Below are 23,274 nucleotides of genomic sequence, written 5' to 3' on the forward strand. Positions count from 1 at the left end.
CGGACTGACGGGTCAGCCGGCGCGGTGCCGGCGCCGCATCCCGGCGGCCAGCGGCGCGGCGTCCAGGTCACCGGCGGCGAGCCGGGCTGAGACGGTACGGCGCACGAGCCGGTCGGCCAGCTTCGGCGCGTGCCGGGCGAGGGCCAGTTCGAGGCACCCGCGCCTGGTGGTGGCCACGTCCCGGGGCGCCCGCCGGGCGGTGGCGGCGTGCAGGATCGCCGCGACCACGCCCGCCACCGGTTCCGGGCGGGACACCCCGTTCAGGGACAGGCCGGCGTCGGCGGTGCTGTCGTGGATCGGCGAGGCGACCATGCTCGGGTAGACGACGCTCACCCCGACGTGGCTGCCCACCTCGTGGCGCAGCGCGTCGGCGTAGGCGACCAGCGCCCGCTTGCTGACCCCGTACGCGGCGGCCAACGGCAGCGGCAGCAGGGCCATCCGGCTGGCGACGAAGACCACCCGCCCCCGGGCGGCCTCCAGGGCGGGCAGCGCGGCGGCGGTGGTGCGCCAGGCGGCGAGCAGGTTCACCTCCAGCTGCTGGCGCACCACCTCGTCGGGCGGCAGCTCGGCCGGGGCGGGTCCGCCGACGCCGGCGTTGTTGACCAGCAGGTCCAGCCCGCCGAGGCGGTCCACGGCGGCGGCGACCGTGGGCGCCACGGCGGCCGGGTCGGTCAGATCGCAGCCGAGCACCGGCACGCCCTCGCCGTCGCCCGGGTCGCGGTCGACGGCGACGGTGCCCGGCTGGCGGTCGATGCCGACGACCCGTGCCCCGGCGGCGGTGAACGCGGCGCACAGGTGTCGGCCGAAGGTGCCGCTGGCCCCGGTGACCAGCACCCGGCGACCCGCCAGCCCGCTCATGCCGTGGCCCCGCTGCCGCGGGCGCGGCGGGTGCCGGCGGCCAGTTCCCGCCTCAGCTCGGCCAGGTACGCGTCGAAGTCCACCCGCATGGCGGGCCGGCGCTGCCCCCACCGGGCGGTGGCGGCGCGCAGCTCGGCCCGGCAGGCGGCGCGCTGCCGGTGCGCCTCGGGCAGCGCGTAGCGGCCGGAGAGCTGCGCCGCTACCAGCTTGGCCTGCGCCTCGACCAGCGGGAACGCCGCACCGGTGGACTGCATCAGCCCGACGAACGCCAACCCGGGCGCGTCGAGGTGGAACACGTGCCGGTACAGCGGCAGGGTGTCCGCCCCGTCGCCGAGCAGCGCCGGGTCGAGGAACGGGATCTCGACCCGGTAGCCGGTGCACCAGATCACCAGGTCGACCTCGTCGACGCGGCCGTCGGTGAAGGTGACCCGGTCGCCGTCGAAGCCGGCGATGCCGGGGCGGGGCTCGATCTCGCCGTGGGTCAGCCGGGACAGCAGCCCGTCCGACAACGTGGGGTGGTCCTGGAGGAAGCCGTGCGCGGGGGCGGGCAGGCCGTAGCGGGTGGGCGCGCCGACGGTCGCGGCGAGCAGCCGCTGGGTGATGCGCTGGCGCAGCCGCCACGGCAACCGCCGGGCCAGGGCGCCGTTGAGGGTGTCCGACGGGCGGCCCAGGAGGTGTTTCGGCACCACCCAGACGCCCCGGCGCAGCGACAGCAGGGTGCGCCGGGCCGCGTACGACGCGTCCACGGCGATGTCCATCGCGGAGTTGCCGCCGCCGACGACCAGGACCCGCCGGCCGGCGAGCTGGTCGGGGCCCCGGTAGGCGTGGCTGTGCAGCTGCTCGGCGGTGCAGTCGCCCGGGTGGGCGGGGGTGGGCGGTTTCGGCGCCCGGTTGTGGCCGTTGGCGACGACGACGGCGTCGACGGTGACCTCGACGCCGCCGTCGGGTCCGTCGGCGTGCACCGTCCACCGGCCGTCGCCGCCCCGCTCGACCCGGTCGACGGTGTGCCGCAGCCGCACCGCGTCGTGCAGCCCGAACCGGTCGGCGTAGTCGGTGAGCCAGCCGGCGACCCGGGCGTGGTCGGGGTAGTCCGGCCAGTGCGCCGGCATGGGGTGGTCGACGAACTCGGTGCGGGCCTTGCTGGTGTTCAGGTGCAGGGTCCGGTACGCGGGCGACCCGGGCGCCCCGTACACCCAGAGGCCACCGACGCGGTCGGCCGACTCGAAGCAGACGGCGGGCACGCCGACGTCGGCGAGCGCCTTGAGGGTGGCCAGTCCGGCCGCGCCCGCGCCGATGACCGCCACCCGGGGCTGTGCACCCATCGCCGGCTCCTCCCCGTTAATCCAACGTGCGTTGGATAATGGCCCGGTGCGGGCCGGCACGTCAAGGCGTGGCCGGCCTGTACAGTCCGTCGAGGAAGCGGTGCACGAACGCGCGGAACTCCCGCCGCTCGCGTGCCTGCGACCCCCCGCCGGCGGCCAGGGCCACCACGTGCCCGTGCACCGCCCACACCAGGCTGCGCACCGTCACGTGCGGCGCCGGCTCGACCAGCGCCCCGGCCGCCGCGGCGGCGCTGAGCAGGTCGGCGACGAGCCGGTACAGCGGCGCCGCGTAGCGCTCGTCGAGCTCGGCGTGCCGCTGCGGCTCCAACCAGCGGCGCAGCCACAACGCGGTGGTCTCCGGCCGGTCCTCCAGGAAGTCCACGAACACGTCCACCAGGTCGTGCAGCGCCCGCCGGACCTCGCCCGGCCCGCTGTGCAGGGCCTGCCGGGCGCGCCCGGCCGCCGCCTCGAGCGCCTCCCGCTCGGCGGCGAAGACCCGCGCGAAGCACGCGTCGTAGAGTTGCGCCTTCGTACCCGTGTGGTGCGAGACCGTGGCGACGTCGACGCCGGCGGCCGCCGCGACCTCCCGCAGCCCGACGGCGTCGAAGCCCCGCCGGGCGAACAGCGCGGTCGCGGCGGTGAGCACCACCTCCCGGGTCGGTCGGGTCTCCTCGCGGCGGGGCCGCCCGGGTCGACGGCGGGGCATGGTCATGGCCGCCATTCTGCCCCTACAATCCAGCATCCGTTGGATTGCGGGCGGCGTGCCCGCCGAGGAGGCCGCCATGACCGGGCTCGACCAGCAGCCGGCCGGTACGGACACCACCACCGCCCTGCCCCGCGGGCCGTTGCTCGGCTTCGCCGCCGGCTCCCTCGGCATGGGCGTCTGGGTGACGGTGCCCGGCCTGCTGCTGCTCTACTTCCTCACCGACGTGCTGGCCGTCGCCCCCTGGCTGGCCGGCCTGGCGCTGCTGCTGCCGAAGATCGCCGACGTGCTGCTGCACCCCTGGATCGGGCACCGCTGCGACGTCGAACAGGCCCGCCGGGGCGACCGGCGTCGGCTGCTGCTGCTCGGCTGCGCCCTGCCGCTGGCCTTCGCCACGCTGTTCGCCGTGCCCGGCGGGCTCACCGGCGCGCCGGCCGCCGCCTGGGTGGCGCTCGCCTTCGTCGCCGGCAACCTGCTGTTCGCCGCCTACCAGGTTCCCTACCTGGCCACCCCCGCCGACCTGCGCATCGGCTACCACGAGCGCACCCGGCTGATGGCCTTCCGGATGGTGGTGCTGACCCTCGGCATCCTCGTCTCCGGGCTGCTGGCACCCCTGCTGACCGGCGGCGAGGACGCCAGCCGGGCCGGCTACCAGCGGATGGGCGTGCTGCTGGCCGTCGGGATGCTGGCCGCCATGCTGGTCGGCGTGGCGGGCATCGCCCGGCTGCGCCGGGCCGCCGCCGCGACGCCCGCACCGCACGGCGGCGGCTGGCGGGCACTGGTCGTGGCGCTGCGCGACCGGCAGTTCCGTTGGCTGGTCGCCGCGTACCTGGCCATGTCCACCACCACCCACCTGGTCCTGGCCGCGGTGCCCTACTACGCCGAGTACGAGCTGGGCCGCCCCGGGCTGACCACCGTGCTGGTGGCCGCGTTCGTCGCCCCGGCGCTGCTGGTCACCCCGGCGTGGCTGGCGGTGGCCCGCCGCGTCGGCAAGCAGCGGGCGCTGCTGGGCGCCCAGGGCGCCTTCGCGGCCGGCTCGCTGGTCCTCGCCGTCGGCCGTCCCGCCGGGTTGCCCGTGCTGGTGGCCGCCGTCGCGGTGCTCGGAGTCGCCTTCGCCGGCATGCAACTGCTGCCGTTCTCGATGGTGCCCGACGTCATCCGCGCGGGCGGCGGCGCCGCCGGCACCTACACCGGGGTCTGGACGGCCACCGAGGCCACCGGCGCGGCGCTGGGCCCGTGGGCGTACTCGCTGTGCCTGGCCGCGGGCGGCTTCGTCGCCTCCACCGCCGGCGAGGGCGTCACGCAGCCCGACGGCGCGCTGACCGCGATCCGCTGGGGCTTCGGGCTGCTGCCCGCGGCGGCGATGCTCGTCGCGCTGCTGCTGCAACGGCGCTACACCCTGGACCGTACGGCCCGCACGGCCGGCTGAGCGGCCGACCGCCGCCGCCCGTCCCAGGTCCGCCGCCGTCGCGCACCCGCCTTCGCCACGGGTCGGGCGGGCCGGGATCGCTGCGATCCGGGGGCGGCGGGCGCACCGCCGGTGGCCACCGGGCCCGGCAGTAGACTGCGCCCTCGATGGACGCCGAGCCCACCCCCGCCGAGACCCGCCCCTGCGCCCACTGCGGACGCCAGGTGCCGCAGCGCGTCGGCGCCGGCCGGCCGTTCCGCTACTGCCGCGACAACGACGGCGCCTGCCAGCGGGCCTCGCGCAACAGCCGGATGCGGCACCGCAACGCCCCCGGCCTGCCCGGTCAGGTGGCCCGCACCTGGGAGGCGGTCGACCGGCTGGAGCAGGTCGCGGAGACCCTCGCCGACGCCCTGCACGCCGAGCTGTCCCCGGTCGGGGTGGAACGCCAGCTCGCGCAGGCCCGCGCCGACGCGGCGACGCAGGTCGCGGCGGCCCAGACCGAACGCGACGAGGCCCGCCGCGACGCCGAGGACGCCGCCGCGGCCGCCGTCCGGGCCCGCGAGGAGGCCCGGTCCGCCGCTGCCGAACGCGACGCCGCCCACGACGAGGCCCGGCGCGCCGCCGAGCGGGCCACGGCCGCCGTCGACCGCGCCGACCGGGCGGAGGCCGCCCGCGACGACGCCCGTCAGCAGGCCAGTGCCGCGGAGGCCCTGCGCACCCAGGCCGAACGCGACCGCGACACGGCCCGCCACGAGCTGCGTGCGCTACGCGTCGAGATCGACGCCGAACGCCGCCGCGGCACCGAACTCACCGCCGAACGCGACGCCGCCCGCGCCGACGCCGACCGGGCGACCCGCGCCGCCACCGAGGCCCTCGACCGCGCGCAGCGCCTGCACGCCGAGGCCGAGCAGGCCCGCGAGCGCGCCGGGCAGGCCCGCGCCGAGGCCGACGCCGCCCGCACGGCCGCAGCCGAGGCCGACACGGCCCGGCAACGCGCCGAAGCCACGCACCGGGACGCCGAGACCGCGCGGCGGCGTGCCGAGGCCACCGCCGAGCAGGCCCGCACGGAACTGGCCGCGCTCACCGGCCGGCACGACACGCTGCGCGCCGACCTGGCCGCCGCGCGCGAGGCCGCGGGCGCCGCCGAGGGCCGCGCCGCCGAGTTGACCGTACGGCTGCGCGCCGCCGAGACCGACCGCGACGAGGCGCAGCGGCGGGCGGCCCAGCTCGCCGAGCAGGTCAGCCACCTCGCCGCTGCCCTGGCCCACCTGGGCCCCCGTGCGACCGGCTGAGTGATCTCCGGTCACCCGCGGGCGGTGGCGGTGTAGCGGCGGGCCAGCCGCGCGAAGGCGTCCCTGAGCTCGGCCGGGCCGACGACCTCGATGTCGACGTCGAAGCGGCCGATCGAGGCGGCCAGACCCACCCACGACCACGAACCCAGGACGAGCCGGCAGCGGTGTGGGCCCAGTTCCTCGACGAGCGCGTCGTGCAGGTACCCGGACACCACCGCGGCCGGCAGGTCGAGGATCACCTCGCCGCGGCAGGGCCAGCCGCCGGCGCCCCCGGAGCCCTGGAACCGGCTGGTCACGAAGGTCGCCACGTCACCCCCGGGCAGCTCACGTGGGGTGAACCGGGGCCCGGTGGGGGTACGCGGACTGATCCGGTCGGCGCGGAAGGTGCGCCAGTCCCCGCGCTCGAGGTCCCACGCCACCAGGTACCAGCGTCCGCCCCACGTGACGAGGTGGTGCGGCTGCACCCGGCGCGGCGCGGGCAGCCCACCGTCGCCGTCGGCCTCCGGCGGGGTCACGGGGGTGTAGTCGAAGCGCAGCACCTCGCGGGCGTGCACGGCGGCGCCGAGCGCCATGAGCACGCCGCTGTCGACCTGCCGGCCCGGCCGCGTCGGGGACCGCTCGACGGCGGTGACCTGGAGGATGTCGATGCGGTGGCGCAGCCGGGCGGGCATGACCTGCCGGACCGTGTGCAGGGCGCGCGCCGCGGCCTCCTCGATGCCGGCGCCGGCGGTGGTGGCGCTCTGCAACGCGATGGCCAGGGCCACGGCCTGCTCGTCGTCGAACAGCAGCGGCGGCAGCTGCGCGCCGGCGGCGAGGCGGTAGCCACCGTCGGGTCCCTTGACGGCCGCGATGGGATAGCCGAGCTCGCGCAGCCGCTCGACGTCGCGCCGTACGGTGCGCGCGCTCACGTCCAGCCGCGCGGCCAGCAGCCCTCCCGGCCAGTCCCGGCGTGCCTGCAGCAGCGACAGCAACGCCAGCAGGCGCGCGGAAGTTTTCGGCATTCCCCCATGGTGCCCGCAGAAGCGGACACATCCTGTCCGCTTCGGCTGCGAACGTAGTCCACGTGCCCACCGATGACGACACGAAGGACCCGAACGCCGTGACCGACACCGCCACCGCCACGCCCCCGACGCCCCTCGACCCCGAGCGGGCCGACCTGCTCGCCGCGCTCTCGACCGCCCGATCCGCCCTGACCGGCACCGTCCGCGGCCTCACCGACGAGCAACTCGGCCAACGCCCGACGGCCAGCACGCTGTGCCTGGGCGGGCTGGTCAAGCACGTCGCGGCCATGGAGCAGTCGTGGCTGCGCTTCGTGGTCGAGGGCCCCTCGGCCATGTCCTTCGCCCTGCCCGACGGAGTCACCTGGGCCGACATCACGGCCGGCACCGCCCGCGAGGTGCCGCAGTGGCTCGTCGAGCACGAGGCCGGCTTCCGGATGCTGCCCGGCGACACCCTGGCCGGGATCCTCGACCACTACGCGCAGGTCGCCGCCCGCACCGAGGAGACCGTCGCCGCCGTCGCCGACCTGTCGACGACGCACCCGCTGCCGTCGGCGCCGTGGCACGAGGTGACGGGGGTGCTCAGCGTACGGGGGGTGCTGATGCACGTCATCGCCGAGACCGCCCAGCACGCCGGGCACGCCGACATCCTGCGCGAGAGCCTCGACGGGCAGCGGGCCACCTGAGCGCCCGGCGGGTCCCGGCCACCTGACCGGGACCCGCCCGCCCCCGCCTCCGCCGACCCGCAGGGAAGCGTGCACCGATGACCGTTCTCGACACCCGGGCGCTCAACCGCGCCACGCTGGCCCGGCAGCTGCTGCTCGACCGCGCCGACGTGCCGGTCCTCGACGCCGTCGCGCACCTGTGCGGTCTTCAGGCACAGGAACCACAGGAGCCGTTCGTCGGGCTCTGGTCCCGGGTGCGCGGGTTCGACCCGGCGGCGCTGTCGGACCTGCTGACCGGCCGGCGCGTGGTGCGGATGCACCTCATGCGCCGCACCGTGCACCTCGTCACCGCCGACGACGCGCTGGCGTGGCGGGCCCGCCACGACGGCATGCTGCGCCAGCGCGTACTCGGGGTCTACCGTCGCGAACTCGCCGGCGTGGACCTCGACGAGCTCGCCACGGCGGGCCGGGAGGTGCTGGCCGACGGCGAGCCCCGCTCGATGACCGGGCTCGCGCGGGCGCTGGCCGAGCGGTGGCCGGCGCCGGGACCGAGGGCGCTGGGCGAGATGCTGCTCGCCCTCGTCGCGGTGGTGCAGCTGCCGCCGCGCGGGCTGTGGCGCACGACGGCGGGCGTACGCAACGTGCCGCTCTCCTCCTGGCTGGGCCGCGAGATCGACCCGCCGGCCCCGCCGGGCGGCGACCCGGTCGGTGAGGCGCTCGTGCGGCGCTACCTGGCCGCCTTCGGTCCGGCCTCGACGGCCGACCTGCGTGCCTGGTCCGGCCTCGCCGGCCTGCCGGCGGCGGTGGCCGCGATCCGCGACGAGCTGGTCGTCCTGCGCGACGAGCGCGGACGGCGGCTGTGGGACCTGCCCGACGCGCCACGCCCCGACGCCGACACGCCCGCGCCGGTGCGGTTCCTGCCGGCGTTCGACAACGCGCTGCTCGGCTACGACGACCGCAGCCGCATCGTCGACGACGCCCACCGTGGCCTGTCGGTCGCCGGCGAGCGCGTCGTCCTGGTCGACGGCCGGGTCGCCGCCACCTGGGGCGTCGCGGCCGGCACCGTGGCCGTCGCCCCGCTGCGCCGTCTCTCCCGGGCCGAACGCGCCGCCGTGGCCGAGGAGGGTGCGTCGTTGGCGTCGTTGCTCTGCGACAGCGACCGCGTACGCGTCGCCGCGGACGTGCCCTGATAACCCGCGAGCCGGCCCCGGGGCAGCGGGGCGGCCCGCCGCCGGGCCATGATGCCGGGGTGGGAAAGACACACGAGCGCATCGAGGGCCGGCTGCGCAGCTTCATCGAGGACCAGCCCCTGTTCTTCACCGCCACGGCGCCGCTGTCGGGCGACGGCACCATCAACCTGTCCCCGAAGGGGCTGCGTGGCTCGTGGGCGGTCGTCGACGCGCACACCGTGGCCTACCTGGACTTCGCCGGCAGCAACGCCGAGACGATCGCGCACCTGCGGGAGAACGGGCGGATCACGCTCATGTGGTGCGCGTTCGACGGGCCGCCGAACATCGTGCGGGTGCACGGGCGCGGCGAGCCGGTGTTTCGTGACGACCCCCGCTGGGCGGAGCTGACGGGCCACTTCCCCGACATCGACACCAGCGTGCACGGCCTGCGGGCGATCATCGTCGTGCGCGCCGAACTGATCCGCGACACCTGTGGCTACGCGGTGCCGTTCATGTCCTACGACGCCGACCGCGACCTGCACGCCCGGCGCTTCGCCCGGGAGGACGACGTGTCGCTGAGCGACTACTTCGCCGGCAAGGACCACGTGGCCCGCAGCATCGACGGGCTGCCGGGCCTGCCGCTGCCGCTGCCACCGACCCCGGCGACCTGAGCCGGCCGCCGGCGTTCCCGGCGCGGGCTCACGGGCGAGCGGGGCGGCGGCGACGGCGAGGGGCACGGCCGGCGCGTCACCGGCCGTCGCGACCTGCGCGGCTTCGGGGCGGCTACCATCGCCGGTGGCACAGCGGAAACCCTTCACCGCCCGACCCGGCCCGGGGCGACCCCGCCGGGCGGCTGGCGTGGCCGGCTACCCTTGTGCAGGCTCGCCCGGTGTCCGGGCGGGAATGGCCCGGCGGGAACGGACCGTTACACCGAGAAGACCAGCACCACGAACGAGGGGAAGTCGATCATGGGCGAGCGTATGCTGCGGGGCAGCCGTCTGGGCGCGGTCAGCTACGAATCCGACCGCAACACGGAGCTCGCGCCGCGTCAGACCCGCGAGTACCTGTGCGCCAAGGGCCACCAGTTCGAGGTTCCGTTCGCCGTCGACGCCGAGGTCCCCACGACCTGGGAGTGCAAGTTCGACGGCAGCGTGGCCCGGCTGGTCGACGGCAACGAGCCGGAGCAGAAGAAGGCCAAGCCGCCGCGCACCCACTGGGACATGCTGCTGGAGCGGCGTTCCATCGCCGAGCTGGAGGACATCCTCGCCGAGCGGCTGCAGGAGGTCCGCACCCGCCGCGGCCGCGCCTGAGCCGCACCGTCAACGCCACGGCGCCCCGGGAGCATCCGCTCCCGGGGCGCCGTCGTGTCCGCGTCAGCTCCGGCCGGGCTCGACGATCTCGCCCTCGATGGCGCGCCCCCCGTCGACGACGGTGGGCTCGGCAACCGGCTGCTGCGGCTGCTGCGGCGCACCCCGGTGCACCCGCACCCGGCGCGGCCCGAACAGGTCACCGGCGACCATCGACGACACCCGCCGCTCCGCGGCCCGCTGCACCCCGTTGCGGGCCAGCCGACGCACCGGCGGCACCAGCAACGACACCCCCACCAGGCCACTGAGCAGACCCGGCATCGCCAGCAGCAGCGCCCCGAGCAGCCCCACGAGACCGTCGGTGACCTGCCGGCCCGGCGGCTGACCGGCCTGCGCGGAGGCCTTGAAGCCACGCCAGGCGCGCATCCCCTCCCGACGCAACAGCACCAGCCCCAGCAACGACACCGCGAACACCACCAGCAGCGCCGCGCCGAACCCGATCGCCCGCCCCACCACGACGAACACCACCAGCTCCAGCAGCGTCGCCGCCAACAGGGCCAACGGCACAAACCTCAGTCCTCGGCGCATCTCACCCCATCCGCCATCAGCGGCGCCTACGGCGGGGTCACCCCGCGCGGGCGCCAGCGCCCCATCCAGCATGACACGCCGCCGCTCAGGGCCACCGCACCTGACCGGTGGGGGTGCCGTGCAGGCCCCGCCGCACCGCCTGCCGCCGGTCCTGCACCCCCCACGTCGTGATCCGCCACAACGCCTCCGCCACGATCAGCGGGCTCATCTTGCTGCTGCCGCGCTCCCGCTCGGCGAACGTGATCGGCACCTCCACGATGCGCGCCCCGGACCGGTGCGCCAGCCGGGACAACTCCACCTGGAACGAGTACCCCTGCGAACACACCGACGCCAGGTCGAACTCGTCCAGGGCCGCCAGCCGGTACACCCGGTAGCCGCCGGTGGCGTCGGACAGCGGCATGCCCAGCACCAGCCGCGCGTACAGGTTGCCGCAGCGCGACAGCAGCAGCCGCCGCAGCGGCCAGTTCACCACCCGCGCCCCGGCGGTCCACCGGGAACCGATCACCACGTCGGCGTCGCGGGCGGCGGACAGCAACGCGGGCAGGTCCTCCGGGGCGTGCGAACCGTCGGCGTCCATCTCCACCACCGCGTCGAAGCCACGCTCACGGGCCCACGCGAACCCCGCCAGGTACGCCGCGCCGAGGCCCTGCTTGCCCTCACGGTGCAGCACGTGCACCCGGCGGTCGGCGCCGGCCAGGGCATCGGCGAGCGCACCGGTGCCGTCGGGGCTGTCGTCGTCGGCGACCAGGATGTCCACCGCCGGCGCGGCGCGCCGCACCCGCGCCACGATCCGCGCCACGTTGTCGGCCTCGTTGTAGGTCGGGATCACCACGAGCACCCGACCCACCCCCGGATGACCGGTGTCGGCCCGGGTGCCGGTCGTCTCGCCCACCGTCGCTCCCCCTTCGCCGGCGTACCGGCTGGTGTCACCCGACGCGCGGCCGGCGGCGCAGCACGCCCGCGCCGACCAGCGCCGCCACGGCCAGGGTGGCCAACGCCACCTCCGGCCACAACCCGACCCGGGTGGCCAGGGTGCGCCCGTCGTCCAGCCGCAGCTGCCGCACCACGACCGCTCGGGTGTTGAACCCGGTGGCGTCGCTTACCCGCCCGTCCGGGGCAACGAACCCGGACACCCCGACCGTGGAGGCCATCAACGCCGGCCGGCCGTGCTCGACCGCCCGCAACCGCACCATCGCCAACTGCTGGCGCGCCTCGGCCACGTCGAACGTGGCGTTGTTGGTCTGCACCACCAGCAGCTGCGCCCCGCCGACGACGGTGTCACGCACCACCTCGTCGTAGGCGACCTCGAAACAGATCACGTCGCCGAGCACCGCCGCCCCCGTACGCAGCACCCCCGGCTCGCTGCCCGGCACGAAGTCGGCACGTACCCGGTCGACCTGCTTGCTGACCATCCGGGCCAGATCACGCATCGGCACGTACTCGGCGAACGGCACCGGGTGCCGCTTCGTGTACAGCTGCTCCAGGTCCGGGCCGCTGCCCGGCCGCCACAGGATCCCCGCGTTGCGCACCTGCCCCTCCCCGGGGCCGCGCAGCACCGCACCGACCAGGATCGGGGCGCCGACCGCGTCGGCGGCCTGCGAGATGCGCGCCCCGGCGTCGGTGTCGCGCAGCGGGTCGATGTCGCTGGAGTTCTCCGGCCACACCACCAGGTCGGGGCGGGGCCGCACGCCCGCGGACACCTGCCCCGCCAGCTCGATCGTGGCGTCGACGTGGTTGTTCAGCACCGCCTGCCGCTGGGCGTTGAAGTCCAGCCCGAGCCGCGGCACGTTGCCCTGCACGATCGCCACCGTGACCGCGGCGCCGCCCCCCGCACCCGACACCGGCACCAGCAGCCCCACGACGGGCACCGCGACCGCCGCGGCGGCCAACCCGGCCACCGGCACCCACCAGCGCCGCCGCCCGCCCCACGGCCGCCACAGCGCCGCGACCAGCAGCCCGCCCGTCAGCGCCACCGCGAACGTCACCAGCGGCGCGCCACCCCACGCGGCCAGCCGCAGCAGCGGCGAGCCGTCCTGGCTGAACGCCAGGCGCCCCCACGGGAACCCCCCGAACGGGGTGCGGTCACGCAGCGCCTCCTGCCCCACCCACAACACGCCGGTCACCAACGGCCAACTCCACCGCACCCGCTCCACCAGCGGCGACACGTACGCGCCCGCCGCGCCCAGCAGCGCCAGGTAGCCGGCCTGCAACAGCGACAGCAACACCCACGGCAGGTAGCCGGTGTGCAGGTTCGTCCAGCTCAGCAGCGGCGCGAACAACGCCACCCCGGTCAGGAGACCCAGCCCGGCGCCGGCACGTACCCGACGCCGGTGCGTCGCCGCGGCCAGCAATGCCACGCCCAGCGGCGCGAGCGGCCACAGCCCGTACGGCGGGAACGCCGCCAGCAACGCCAACCCCGCGACCACCGCCATCGGCACGGCCACCCGCAGCGGCAGCGCACGCCGCGCCACCCCGGGCGTCCCCGCCCCCACGGCGCCCGGCTGGCTGCTGTCCCCGGCCGGCGCCGGCACGTTGCCCACGATCACGGGCCGAAGGCTACCCGGCCACGGGTTCCCGCCCCGCCCGGCGCCGCACCCGACACCCCGTCGCGGCGCGTACGGGCGATTCCTCCCCGGCAGGGGGCCGCAGACACAAATCGGGGCGCGGCTCACGCCGCGCCCCGATGCTCCCAGGCCCTTCCCGGCCGGTGGGGCGAGAATGAGCTGCGCCGACCTTCGGACCGACCCGACGCGGACTGGCTGCCCCCGCCTGGCCGTTGTCTACTGGCCGTGCACCTCACCCTGCCCGTACACCGGTAACCGCGGCCGGTTCGCGCCGCCCCGCCGACCCCCGCCCGCTGGACCTGGCCGCCGCGACGCACTGCTCACATGTCGCTCGGCCAGCGGACGAAGGGACGAAGCGAACAACAGCCGCTTCCCGTAGTAGGACTCAAAGACGGTACGGCGTGGACCCCCGCCGCTGTCAACCCACCCGGGCCTGTCGTGTGATGCACCACGGCGTGTCGCGTCGGCGAGTCTCAATCCGTCGCGAGATGCCGGCGCAGCAACGCCCCCGCCGCCGCCGGATGCTCCGCGGCCAGCAACCCACCGGCGGCCAGCACGTAGTCGACGTCGACGACCGGCCGCGCCGCACGCGGCAACGGCCACCCACCGGCATGGTCGGCCAGCACCGCACCCAACACACCCGCCGCATCCGCCGGCGCGGCATGCCGCAGCACCCCACCGGAACCCACCAGCAGCCGCACGTCACGCAGGTCCCGCCCGGCCCGCTCACCCGTGGCCGCCCCCCGGGCGTGCCGACGCAACGCCACCGTCGCCGCCAGGGCCGCGATGCGGGCGTCCACCGCACGCTCCGCGTCCCCCACCGGCAGGAACCCCGGATCACCCGCGCGCACCGCCGCCCCCGCCGCCAGGTCGTCGCCCTGCGCATCGGTCAGCAACCGCTCCTCGACGGCCGCCCGCACCACCCCCGGCGCGCTCCACCGCATGCCCAGGTCCCCCTCGACGGTACGGGCCCGCCACAGCGACCCCGCCACCTCCCGCCCCGGCCCGGTGGCCCGCTCGTCCGGCGTGAGCACCGAATACACGTCCGTGGTGGCGCCACCCACGTCCACCACCACCAGATCACCACCCAGGGTGTCGGCCAGCACCTCCACGCCCGTCAGCACCGCGTCGGGGGTGGCCGCCCGCACCAGCCGCGCGAACCGCGACCCCCGCGACAGCCGCTTCCCGCCGATCACGTGCCGCAGGAACACCTCCCGGATCGCCGAACGCGCCGACGCCGGCGCCAGCACCCCGATGCGCGGCAGCACGTTGTCGGCCACCGTCACCGGCACCCCCGCCGACGCCAGCACGGCGTGCAGGTCGTCGCGGACGTCGACGTTGCCGGCCAACACCACCGGCACCCGCCAGCGGGCCCGCGCCAGCCGCGTCGCGTTGTGCGTCAACGTCTCGGCGTCACCACCGTCGGTGCCACCCACCAGCAGCACCACGTCCGGGCGCGCCGCCCGCAACCCCGCCAGGTCCGCCGCACCCAGCCGACCCGCCGCCACGTGCACCACGTTCGCGCCCGCCGACAGACCCACCCGCCGGCCCGCCTGCGCGGTCACCAGCCGCTCGTAGCCGATCACCGCCAACCGCAACCCACCACCGGCCGACGAACACACGTACCACGGCACCTGACCCGCCGCCAGGCCGGCGGTGGCCGCCGCCACCGCCGCGTCCAGGCCGTGCAGCACGTCCGTGCCCACCGTCGTCGGCGCCGACGCCCCCGCCACCAACGCGCCCACGTCCAGGTCCACCACCGCCACCTTCGTGTACGTGGACCCCACGTCGGCGCAGACCGCGTACCTCACGCCACCGGCGGCACGACCACCGTGCCGGTCGCCGTGACCGCCACGATCGGCTCGTCGAGCACCTCCGCCGCCGACTCACCCCGATCCGGACGCCCCCGGCACACCACCCGCGCCTCGAAGTCGATGGTGCGGCTACGCGTACCCACCCGGGTCACCGTCGCCGTCACCTCCAACACGTCACCCGCCCGCATCGCCGCCCGGAACTGCACGTCCGAGTACGAGGCGAACAACCCCTCGTCACCGTCGGTGCGGATGCACACCTCCGTGGCCACGTCCCCGAACAACCCCAGCGCGTACGCCCCGTCGACCAGGTTGCCGGCGTAGTGGGCGTGCGAATACGGCACGTACCGCCGGTGCACGACCCTCAGACCCACCCGGGAATCACTCATGCCTTCGCCTTCTTCTCCGTGACCAACGCGTGCACCAGGAAACTCGCCACCTCACCCGGAGTGGTGCCCCGGCCGAAGATCCGGTCCACGCCCAACTCGCCGGCCATCGACTCGTCGAAACGCGGCCCACCCACGATCAGCAACGGCCGACGCCCCGCCGGCATCGCCTCCCGGAACGCCGCCGACATCTCCCGCGTGTTGTGCAGATGCGCATCGCGCTGCGTCACGACCTGCGACACCAGCACCGCGTCCGCGCGCTCCACCCGCGCCGCCTCCACCAACTCCGGCACGCTCACCTGCGCACCCAGGTTCGTGACCTTCAACTCCCGGTAGTACTCCAGGCCCTTCTCCCCCGCGATGCCCTTCACGTTGAGGATCGCGTCGATGCCGACCGTGTGCGCGTCCGTGCCGATGCACGCCCCCACCACCGACAACTTGCGCCGCAACCGCCGCTTCACCACCGCGTTGACCTCCTTGGCGCTCAGCAGCGGGAAGTCACGCTCCACCACCTGCACCGCCGACAGGTCCACCAGATGGTTCACCCGCCCGTACACCACGAAGAACGTGAAGCCGTCACTCATCGGCTTGGCGTGCACCAGCATCGCCGGATCGATGCCCATCTTGTTCGCCAGCTGCACCGCCGCGCCCTCGGCCCGCTTGTCGTGCGGCACCGGCAACGTGAACGACACCTGCACCATGCCATCGCCCGTGGTGTCCCCGTACGGCCGGACGATCTTCTTCCCGGCGTCCCCGCCGGCCTCGACGGCGCTCACGCCCGTGCCACCTCTCCACCCGCCACCGGCGCCTCCAGGATCTCCGTGGCCGGATTGAAGTAGCCGGCCTCGTGCGCGGCCACCCCCGCCAGCCCCTTGCCCCGGTCCGCCGGCCGCTTCATGATCCCGAACGTGCCCTCGGCGATCGCCGTCAACAGCGACTGCTCACCGATACGCTCCAGCAGGTCGACCGCCTCACCCAGCACCCGGTTCGCCCGCTGCTGGATGAACCCGCCCGACGCCGGCACGAAGTCCTCGTGCAACCCACCGGCCGCACCCAGCACGTACCGCACGTTCTGCAGGGCGATGTCCCGGTCCGACAACCACGGCGTCACCACCGCCTCGGTCATCATCCCCACCAGCAGGATCCCCTGACCGGTCATCGTGCCCACCAGGTTGAAGAACCCGTCCAGCAGATTGCCCCGGAACACGTCACCCGTCATGTGCTTCGTCGGCGGCATCCACTTCAACGGCGCGTCCGGAAACAACTCCCGCGCCAGCAACGCGTGCGCCAACTCCAGCCGCAACGACTCCGGCACATCCGGGTTGATCTCGAACGCGTGCCCCAGGCCCAACTGCCAGTCCGCCAACCCCGCCTCGTGCGCGAAGAACTCGTTGAGCAGCTGCGACACCGTCACCGTGTGCGCCTCGTCCACCGCGTCCGCCGTGGTCAGGTAGTTGTCCTCACCGGTGTTGATGATGATCCCCGCCCGCGCGTGCACCTGACGCGAGAACCGCTGGTCCACGAACGTGCGGATCGGATTGATGTCCCGGAACAGGATCCCGTACATCGAATCGTTCAACATCATGTCCAGCCGCTCCAGGCCCGCGAGCGTCGCCATCTCCGGCATGCACAGACCCGACGCGTAGTTCGTCAACCGCACGTAGCGGCCCAACTCCCGCGACGACTCGTCCAACGCCGCCCGCATCAACCGGAAGTTCTCCTGCGTCGCGTACGTGCCCGCGAAGCCCTCCCGCGTCGCCCCCTCCGGCACGTAGTCCAGCAACGACTGCCCCGTCGACCGGATCACCGCGATCACGTCCGCACCCGCCCGCGCCGCCGCCTGCGCCTGCGGAATGTCCTCGTAGATGTCGCCCGTCGCCACGATCAGATAGATCCACGGCCGCTGCGCCGGATCCCCGAACCGCTTCACCAGCCGGTCACGCTCCGCGCGCCGCCGGTCGATCGCCCGGATCCCCGCACCCACCGCCCGCCGCGCCGCCTTCCGCGCCGCCGTGGCCGCCTTCCCCGTCGGCACCTCGAACCGCACCGACCCCGCCGCCGCCTTCTGCGCCAGCAACGTCACGTCACCGAGCTGCTCCCGGGCGAGCGCGTCGAACACCGGCAACGCCACCCCGTGCCCCAACCCCACGTCCGCGACCACCGCGTCCACGAGCCGGTTCACCCACGGAATACCGTCCGGATCCGCCCCGGCCACCCCGGCCAGCCGCAGCACCGCACGCTCCACCGACACCGTCGTGTGGCTGCGCGCCAGATCCACCACCGGCTGCCCCGCACGACGCGCCAACTCCCGCGCCCGCGCCACCAGCCGCGGATCAAGGTCAAGCTTGCCCGTCACACCGTCACCCGACCCTGTCCCGCGACGGCGCCACACGCCGTACCGATGGTTCGCTCGCTCACGAAGACCCTTCCTCGTAGATCACGTCACCGCGCAACACCGTGCGCCGACACACCGGCAGCGGCGTCGGGTCCTGCGGACCACGCGCCTCCGGGTCCGCGGCCAACAACACCGGCAACCCCCGGTCCACCCCCGCCGGCGTCGACCACACCGCGAACGTCGCCGGTGCCCCCAACGCCAGCACACCCTCGTTGTCCAGCCGCACCGCACGCCACCCGCCCCGGGTGTGCGCCGCGAACGCCGACCGCACACTCATCCGCTGCGTCGGACTGTGGTGCCACACCGCCGCCCGCACCGAACCCCACGGGTCCAGCGGCGTCACCGGCGAATCCGACCCGAACGCCAACGCCACCCCGACGCCGTGCATCGCACCCATCGGATTCGACTCCAACGACCGGTCCAGGCCCAGCCGCGACTCGTACATCCGACCCGCGCCACCCCACAACCGGTCGAACGCAGGCTGCATGCTCGCCACGATCCCGTACTCCACGAACCCGGCGATCAACCGCTTGTTCATGATCTCCGCGTGCTCGATGCGGTGCCGACCCGCCCGCACCCGGTCCGTGCCCAGCTTCTCCGCCGCCCCCGCGAAACCCTCCAACACCGTCGAGATCGCCGCGTCACCGATCGCGTGGAAGCCACCCTGCACACCGTGCGCCGCACAGTCCAACAGATGCTCACGCACCTGCTCCGCACTCAGGTAACCGTGCCCGCAACCCCCCTCACCATCCAGGTAGTCACGCGACACGTGCGCCGTACGCGAACCCAACGCCCCGTCGGCGAACAGGTCACCCCCCGCCCCCACCGCACCCAACTCCCGGGCCCGCGCCGCCCCCATCAGCTCACCCCAGTACCCGTACACCTCCGCCACACCGTCACCCGACAACGCCAACAGACCCGTGAAGTCCTCCTCGTCGGAGATCTCCGGGCCACCGCACTCGTGCACCGCCGCGATACCCAGCGACGCCGCGTGCGCCAACGCCGCCCGCTGCGCCGCCACCCGCTGCGCCCGAGTCACCGACGCGAACGCCGCCGCCCGCACCACGTGGTGCGCATCCCGCCGCAACCACCCCGACGCGTCGTACCCCGCCGCCGACACCACCTGCGGACACGCCGCCAGCAACGCCGCCGACACCAACGCCGAATGAATCGACGCCTGCGACAGATAGACCCGCCGCCCCCCGGCCGCCCGATCCAACATCGCCGCGTCCGGCAACCGCGGCACCGGCCAACCCGACTCGTCCCAGCCATGCCCCAGCACCACCGCGTCCGACGGCAACCCCGCCGCGAACCCCGCCACCGCGTCCAGCAACTCCGCCGCCGAACGCACCGCCGACAGATCCAGCCCCGACAACGCCAACCCCGTGTCCGTGGCGTGCACGTGCGCGTCCACGAACGCCGGCGTCACCAACGCCCCGTCCAGATCCACCACCCGCTCGGCCACCGGCGCGTCCGCGTCCACCCCCAACCAGGAGATCCGGCCATCGGTGACCAGCAGAGCCGTCGCGCTCGGATCGGCCGGGCAGTGCAGCGTCCCGCCGCGGTACAGAGTCGAGGGGTTCGTCATGACCATCAGTCTGCCGCCAGACGCGCCTCGAACAATGCCCGCACCCCCGACTCCGCGCGCAACAGACCCAACGCGAACTCGGCGTGCCCCGGCACATACCCGTTCCCGACCAGCATCGTCACGTCCGCCGCCAGGCCCTCCGCCCCCAACGCCGCCGCCGCGAAACTCGTCGCCATCGAGAAGAACACCACCGTGCCGCCGTCCTCCGTCGCCAGCACCGCACCGTGCTCACACCCCGGCACGTCCACGCACACCACCGTCACGTCCGCCGGCGCCCCCAACGCCGTCGTCACCGCCGACGACAACGCCACCGGATCCCGGGCGTCGGCCAACGCCACCACGTCCGCCAGACCCACCGCCGCCAGCGCGTCCCGCTCCGCCACGACCGGCACCACCCCGACCGTACGGGCGGCACCCGCCCGCCGCGCCGCGGCGAGAGACAGCGACCCGCTCTTGCCCGCGCCACCGATCACCGCCACCCGCACCGGCGTCGGATCCTCCGCCCGCTCCCGCTCCGCCACGTACCGCGACACCACCCGCGCCGTCAGCGCCGGCGCCCCGCACACGTCCAGCACCGCCAGGGACAGCTGCGGATCGAGATCCGCCGGCAGCACCGCCGCGATCGACCGGGCGAACAGGATCGCGTACCCGTCGCACGGCACCTGCTCGCTGCGCCCGTCCCAGCGGGCCAGCCCGTCGAGGATCGTCAGCGGCGTCAGCGTCAACGACACCAGGGTCGCCACCCGCTGCCCCGCCCGCAGCCCCAGCGGGGACCGCCGCCCCGCCTCCTCCACCGTGCCGATCAGCATCCCGCCCGAGCCCGTCACCGGGTTCTGCATCTTGCCGCGCGTCGACACGATCTCAAGCACCTCGGCGCGGACCGCGTCGCCGTCCCCGCCGTGCTTCTCCCACAGCTGCCGGAAGCTCGCCGCGTCCAGGTTCAACCGCTCCACCCGGATCCGCACCTCGTTCGGCGCGATCTCCGGACTCGCGTCCAGCCGCCACGCGGCCTGCGGCAGCACCCCCGCCGGTTCGACAACGCGGTGCAGACCCACCGGTGACGTCACGCCGACCTCCCCTGTCACGCCGCTCGAAGCCCCGACCAGGGCTCGCGTAGCGGGAAAACTTACGGCAGACTAATTTCTTCACCGAATATTTTCCAGTAGCCTTCGGGGTCGCTGATCAACCGCACCACATCGAGGAGGGGCCGTGACCCAGACCCAACCGGTAGAGACCCCACCTGCGCCCCGTCCCGCGCCGGTCGCCGTCCCCACCGCCGGACAGCCCTACGAGTACCGCCGCGCGCCCCTCGTCGAACCCGACTGGACCCGCTTCCCCGGCTGGCGCCACGTCACCCGCGACCAGTGGGAGAACGCCCAGTGGCAGCGCGTCAACTGCGTCAAGAACATCAAGCAGCTGCGCACCGTCCTCGGCGACACGGTCGACGAGACCTTCTACGCCGACCTCGAGGCCGACCAGAAGGCCCTGGCCACCATGTCCATGCTGGTGCCGCCGCAGATGGTCAACACCATGGTCCCGTTCGCGCCGATGACCACCGAGGCGTTCCTCGCCGACCCCATCCGGCGCTACATGATCCCCGTCGCCTCCGACCGGCGCACCGACTGGCCCTCCCACCCGTACGCCAGCCGCGACTCCCTGCACGAACACGACATGTGGGTCGCCGAGGGCCTCACCCACCGCTACCCCACCAAGGTCCTCGCCGAGCTGCTCTCCACCTGCCCCCAGTACTGCGGGCACTGCACCCGCATGGACCTCGTCGGCAACTCCACCCCCGCCGTCGACAAGCTCAAGCTCACCCTCAAGCCCGTCGACCGCTACGACGCCCACATCGGCTACCTCAAGGCCCACCCCGGCGTCCGTGACGTCGTCGTCTCCGGCGGCGACGTGGCCAACGTCCCGTGGAAGAACCTTGAGTCCTACCTGATGCGGCTGCTGGAGATCGAGACCATCCGCGACATCCGGCTCGCCACCAAGGCCCTCATGGGCCTGCCCCAGCACTGGCTCCAGCCCGACGTCGTCGAGGGCCTCGAACGGGTCGCCCGCACCGCCGCCCGCCGCGGCGTCAACCTCGCCATCCACACCCACGTCAACCACGCCCAGTCGCTCACCCCGCTGGTCGCCAGGGCCGCCCAGACCGCCCTCGACGTCGGCGTACGCGACGTCCGCAACCAGGGCGTGCTCATGCGCGGCGTCAACGCCACCGCCCCCGACCTGCTCGACCTCTGCTTCGCCCTCCAGGGCGAGGCGGGCATCCTGCCGTACTACTTCTACATGTGCGACATGATCCCCAACGCCGAGCACTGGCGGGTCCCGGTCTGGCACGCCCAGCAGCTCCAGCACGACATCATGGGCTACCTGCCCGGTTACGCCACCCCGCGCATCGTCTGCGACGTCCCCTTCGTCGGCAAGCGCTGGGTGCACATGCTGACCGAGTACGACCGCGACCGCGGCATCTCGTACTGGACGAAGAACTACCGCACCTCCATCGAGTCCGCCGACGCCGAGGCGCTCAACAAGCGCCACGCCTACTACGACCCGATCGACACCCTGCCCGAGACCGGGCAGCAGTGGTGGGCCGAGCACCGCAACGACTGACCAGCCGCGACACCGTCACCCCCGGAGCCGACCACCGGCCCGGGGGTGACGCGCTTTCCGGCCCACGACGGCCCCGGCGCCTCTGCCGGGGGCCGCCGCCGCGCTCGGGTCACCTGGTGAAGGCGTCCTTCACGTCCCGGCCGGCGTCCGTGAGGTGCTCGCCGGCCTGTCGGGCACGCGCGTCGCTCTGCTGCGTGGCCCCCTCGCCGCGCATCCGCTCGTTGTGCGTGGCGCCGCCGAGTCGCTTCCTGGCCGCACCCGCCACCTGTTGGACCTTGTTCTTCGCCTTGCCGGTGAAGCCCATGTCGCCTGCTCCGCACAGGCCGGGCCTCCCCCGGCCCTCGTCTGGCCGGGTGCCCTCATGGCGCCGTCGGAACCCCGTGGTGTCGTCATGGCGGGTGCCCTCATGGCGCCGTCGGAACCCCGTGGTGTCGTCATGGCGGGTGCCACACCCGCTAGGGCGTCCTAGGACACTAGGTGAACGGTGGGGAGAGGCTGTCTGGTTGACTGGGCTGATGGGAGAGCTTCTGCTGATCCGGCACGGTGAGACCACCTGGAGCGCCAGCCGCCGGCACACCTCGTACACCGACCTCCAGCTCACCCCCGACGGCGAGCGGCAGGCCCGCGCCCTCGGCCGCTTCCTCGCCGGCCGCCGTTGCGCCGCGGTCCTGACCAGCCCCCGCGCCCGGGCGCTGCACACCGCGCGCCTCGCCGGCCTCACGGTCACCGGCACGCTCGACGACCTGGCCGAGTGGAACTACGGGGAGTACGAGGGGCGCACCACCGCCGACATCCGCGACGACCACCCGAACTGGTCCATCTGGGCCGACGGCTGCCCCGGCGGGGAGTCCCCGAACCAGGTCGGCGAGCGCCTCGACCGGGTGCTCGCCCGGGTCCATCCGCTGCTCGACCGGGGCACCGTCGCCCTCGTCGGGCACGCCCACAGCCTGCGCGTGCTCGGCGCCCGCTGGGTCGGCCTGCCCCCGTCGGCCGGCGGGCTGCTGCGCCTGGACACCGCCACGGTCAGCGTGCTCGGCCACGAGCACGGCCGGCGGGTCATCCTGCGCTGGAACCAGCCGGTTCCCCCGACCCCCGCGAGCGCACCCGAAGCTGGGGCTCGGCACTGATCTTCGGCGACCGGTTCTCGTACGGCGTCGACAGCACCACCGTCGTACGGGTGGTCACGTTCGCCGCCGTCCGGATCTCCTGGAGCAGCCGCTCCAGGTCGGCCGGGCTGGCCACCCGCACCAGCAGGAGATAGAAGTCCTCCCCCGCCACCGAGTAGCACGAGTCGATCTCGGGCAGGTGGGCCAGCCGCTCCGGCGCGTCGTCCGGCTGCGACGGGTCGAAGGGCCGGATCGCCACGAACGCGGTAAGCGGCAGGTCCAGGGCCTCGAAGGAGACCCGGGCGGCGTACCCCTTGATCACTCCGCGCTGCTCCAGGCGGCGCACCCGCTGGTGCACGGCGGAGACCGACAGGCCCACCCGCTCCGCCAGATCGGTGTACGACAGCCGACCGTCAGCGGTCAGCGCGGCGATGATGGCGCGGTCGATCTCCTCCACGGCGTGCAACCTACCGGGAAAACCGCGTCGCGGCGACGAGG

General features: G+C 74.5%; 22 protein-coding genes and 1 pseudogene. 8 read left to right on the plus strand and 15 right to left on the minus strand.

The window, feature by feature from the left end:
• Window positions 1-12: 12 nt before the first annotated feature.
• From ACGFNF_RS15375 to ACGFNF_RS15385, 3 genes are all read right to left on the minus strand, one after another.
• The gene (locus tag ACGFNF_RS15375; RefSeq protein ID WP_393168391.1) at window positions 13-858 is read right to left on the minus strand and encodes an SDR family NAD(P)-dependent oxidoreductase; all 846 of its coding nucleotides are present in this window, start codon (window positions 856-858) and stop codon (window positions 13-15) included.
• A complete protein-coding gene (locus tag ACGFNF_RS15380; protein ID WP_393168393.1) occupies window positions 855-2,180 on the minus strand; it encodes a flavin-containing monooxygenase in 1,326 nt (441 codons plus the stop codon). Before ACGFNF_RS15380 ends, ACGFNF_RS15375 begins: the two co-directional genes overlap by 4 nt.
• Before the next feature lie 61 nt (window positions 2,181-2,241).
• Window positions 2,242-2,892, minus strand: a complete 651-nt coding sequence (locus tag ACGFNF_RS15385) for a TetR/AcrR family transcriptional regulator (RefSeq protein WP_393168395.1) — start codon at window positions 2,890-2,892, stop codon at window positions 2,242-2,244.
• 70 nt (window positions 2,893-2,962) lie between these two features.
• Between ACGFNF_RS15385 and ACGFNF_RS15390 the strand changes: the two genes are divergently transcribed.
• Together ACGFNF_RS15390 and ACGFNF_RS15395 are read left to right on the plus strand one after the other, a co-directional pair.
• Window positions 2,963-4,312 (plus strand): MFS transporter, encoded by a 1,350-nt coding sequence (locus ACGFNF_RS15390; RefSeq protein WP_393168397.1) that lies wholly within the window; start codon window positions 2,963-2,965, stop codon window positions 4,310-4,312.
• 146 nt (window positions 4,313-4,458) lie between these two features.
• The gene (locus ACGFNF_RS15395; protein ID WP_393168399.1) at window positions 4,459-5,583 is read left to right on the plus strand and encodes a hypothetical protein; all 1,125 of its coding nucleotides are present in this window, start codon (window positions 4,459-4,461) and stop codon (window positions 5,581-5,583) included.
• A gap of 11 nt (window positions 5,584-5,594) precedes the next feature.
• On the opposite strand, the gene ACGFNF_RS15400 is transcribed toward ACGFNF_RS15395, so the two are convergent.
• Window positions 5,595-6,584, minus strand: coding sequence for a helix-turn-helix transcriptional regulator (locus ACGFNF_RS15400; protein ID WP_393168401.1), 990 nt, complete (start codon window positions 6,582-6,584; stop codon window positions 5,595-5,597).
• A gap of 62 nt (window positions 6,585-6,646) precedes the next feature.
• Between ACGFNF_RS15400 and ACGFNF_RS15405 the strand changes: the two genes are divergently transcribed.
• The 4 genes from ACGFNF_RS15405 to ACGFNF_RS15420 all read left to right on the plus strand — a co-directional run bounded on the left by ACGFNF_RS15405 (window position 6,647) and on the right by ACGFNF_RS15420 (window position 9,725).
• Entirely contained in the window at window positions 6,647-7,267 is a 621-nt protein-coding gene (locus tag ACGFNF_RS15405; protein ID WP_393168403.1) for a DinB family protein, read from the plus strand.
• Between the two features lie 77 nt (window positions 7,268-7,344).
• Window positions 7,345-8,436, plus strand: coding sequence for a winged helix DNA-binding domain-containing protein (locus ACGFNF_RS15410; RefSeq protein ID WP_393168405.1), 1,092 nt, complete (start codon window positions 7,345-7,347; stop codon window positions 8,434-8,436).
• 59 nt (window positions 8,437-8,495) lie between these two features.
• Entirely contained in the window at window positions 8,496-9,086 is a 591-nt protein-coding gene (locus ACGFNF_RS15415) for a pyridoxamine 5'-phosphate oxidase family protein (RefSeq protein WP_393168407.1), read from the plus strand.
• Between the two features lie 297 nt (window positions 9,087-9,383).
• A complete protein-coding gene (locus ACGFNF_RS15420) occupies window positions 9,384-9,725 on the plus strand; it encodes an RNA polymerase-binding protein RbpA (RefSeq protein ID WP_007460094.1) in 342 nt (113 codons plus the stop codon).
• Window positions 9,726-9,788: 63 nt separating this feature from the next.
• Here ACGFNF_RS15420 and ACGFNF_RS15425 read toward each other — a convergent pair whose 3' ends face one another.
• From ACGFNF_RS15425 to ACGFNF_RS15465, 9 genes and pseudogenes are all read right to left on the minus strand, one after another.
• Window positions 9,789-10,310, minus strand: coding sequence for an FxsA family protein (locus ACGFNF_RS15425; RefSeq protein ID WP_357976545.1), 522 nt, complete (start codon window positions 10,308-10,310; stop codon window positions 9,789-9,791).
• An 85-nt stretch (window positions 10,311-10,395) separates the two neighbouring features.
• A complete protein-coding gene (locus ACGFNF_RS15430) occupies window positions 10,396-11,202 on the minus strand; it encodes a polyprenol monophosphomannose synthase (RefSeq protein WP_393168409.1) in 807 nt (268 codons plus the stop codon).
• An 8-nt stretch (window positions 11,203-11,210) separates the two neighbouring features.
• Window positions 11,211-12,949: pseudogene (gene lnt / locus ACGFNF_RS15435) on the minus strand (apolipoprotein N-acyltransferase); the annotation flags it as partial.
• 398 nt (window positions 12,950-13,347) lie between these two features.
• A complete protein-coding gene (locus tag ACGFNF_RS15440) occupies window positions 13,348-14,685 on the minus strand; it encodes a glutamate mutase L (RefSeq protein WP_393168411.1) in 1,338 nt (445 codons plus the stop codon).
• Window positions 14,682-15,074 (minus strand): hotdog domain-containing protein, encoded by a 393-nt coding sequence (locus ACGFNF_RS15445; protein WP_357579550.1) that lies wholly within the window; start codon window positions 15,072-15,074, stop codon window positions 14,682-14,684. The genes ACGFNF_RS15440 and ACGFNF_RS15445 overlap by 4 nt, the downstream gene beginning before the upstream one ends.
• On the minus strand, window positions 15,071-15,847 hold the full coding sequence (locus ACGFNF_RS15450) for an OAM dimerization domain-containing protein (RefSeq protein WP_132237542.1): 777 nt from the start codon (window positions 15,845-15,847) through the stop codon (window positions 15,071-15,073). Before ACGFNF_RS15450 ends, ACGFNF_RS15445 begins: the two co-directional genes overlap by 4 nt.
• Window positions 15,844-17,427, minus strand: a complete 1,584-nt coding sequence (locus tag ACGFNF_RS15455; protein ID WP_311412724.1) for a lysine 5,6-aminomutase subunit alpha — start codon at window positions 17,425-17,427, stop codon at window positions 15,844-15,846. Before ACGFNF_RS15455 ends, ACGFNF_RS15450 begins: the two co-directional genes overlap by 4 nt.
• Before the next feature lie 58 nt (window positions 17,428-17,485).
• Window positions 17,486-19,054, minus strand: a complete 1,569-nt coding sequence (locus ACGFNF_RS15460; RefSeq protein WP_357579548.1) for an amidohydrolase family protein — start codon at window positions 19,052-19,054, stop codon at window positions 17,486-17,488.
• Window positions 19,055-19,059: 5 nt separating this feature from the next.
• A complete protein-coding gene (locus tag ACGFNF_RS15465) occupies window positions 19,060-20,109 on the minus strand; it encodes a zinc-binding alcohol dehydrogenase (protein WP_393168635.1) in 1,050 nt (349 codons plus the stop codon).
• Between the two features lie 154 nt (window positions 20,110-20,263).
• Between ACGFNF_RS15465 and ACGFNF_RS15470 the strand changes: the two genes are divergently transcribed.
• Window positions 20,264-21,670, plus strand: coding sequence for a lysine 2,3-aminomutase (locus ACGFNF_RS15470; protein ID WP_357579547.1), 1,407 nt, complete (start codon window positions 20,264-20,266; stop codon window positions 21,668-21,670).
• Window positions 21,671-21,779: 109 nt separating this feature from the next.
• On the opposite strand, the gene ACGFNF_RS15475 is transcribed toward ACGFNF_RS15470, so the two are convergent.
• Window positions 21,780-21,974 (minus strand): CsbD family protein, encoded by a 195-nt coding sequence (locus ACGFNF_RS15475; protein WP_311412730.1) that lies wholly within the window; start codon window positions 21,972-21,974, stop codon window positions 21,780-21,782.
• Window positions 21,975-22,185: 211 nt separating this feature from the next.
• Here ACGFNF_RS15475 and ACGFNF_RS15480 point away from each other — a divergent pair, with 211 nt between their 5' ends.
• Window positions 22,186-22,797 carry a histidine phosphatase family protein gene (locus ACGFNF_RS15480; protein WP_357579546.1) on the plus strand — a complete coding sequence of 204 codons (612 nt, stop codon included), beginning with the start codon at window positions 22,186-22,188 and terminating at the stop codon, window positions 22,795-22,797.
• On the opposite strand, the gene ACGFNF_RS15485 is transcribed toward ACGFNF_RS15480, so the two are convergent.
• A complete protein-coding gene (locus ACGFNF_RS15485; protein WP_151456848.1) occupies window positions 22,727-23,233 on the minus strand; it encodes an Lrp/AsnC family transcriptional regulator in 507 nt (168 codons plus the stop codon). The two genes, ACGFNF_RS15480 and ACGFNF_RS15485, sit on opposite strands and share 71 nt — an antisense overlap.
• Window positions 23,234-23,274 lie beyond the last annotated feature (41 nt).

It is taken from the genome of Micromonospora sp. NPDC048868 (genome assembly GCF_043198195.1).
Taxonomy (GTDB): Bacteria; Actinomycetota; Actinomycetes; order Mycobacteriales; family Micromonosporaceae; genus Micromonospora; species Micromonospora reichwaldensis.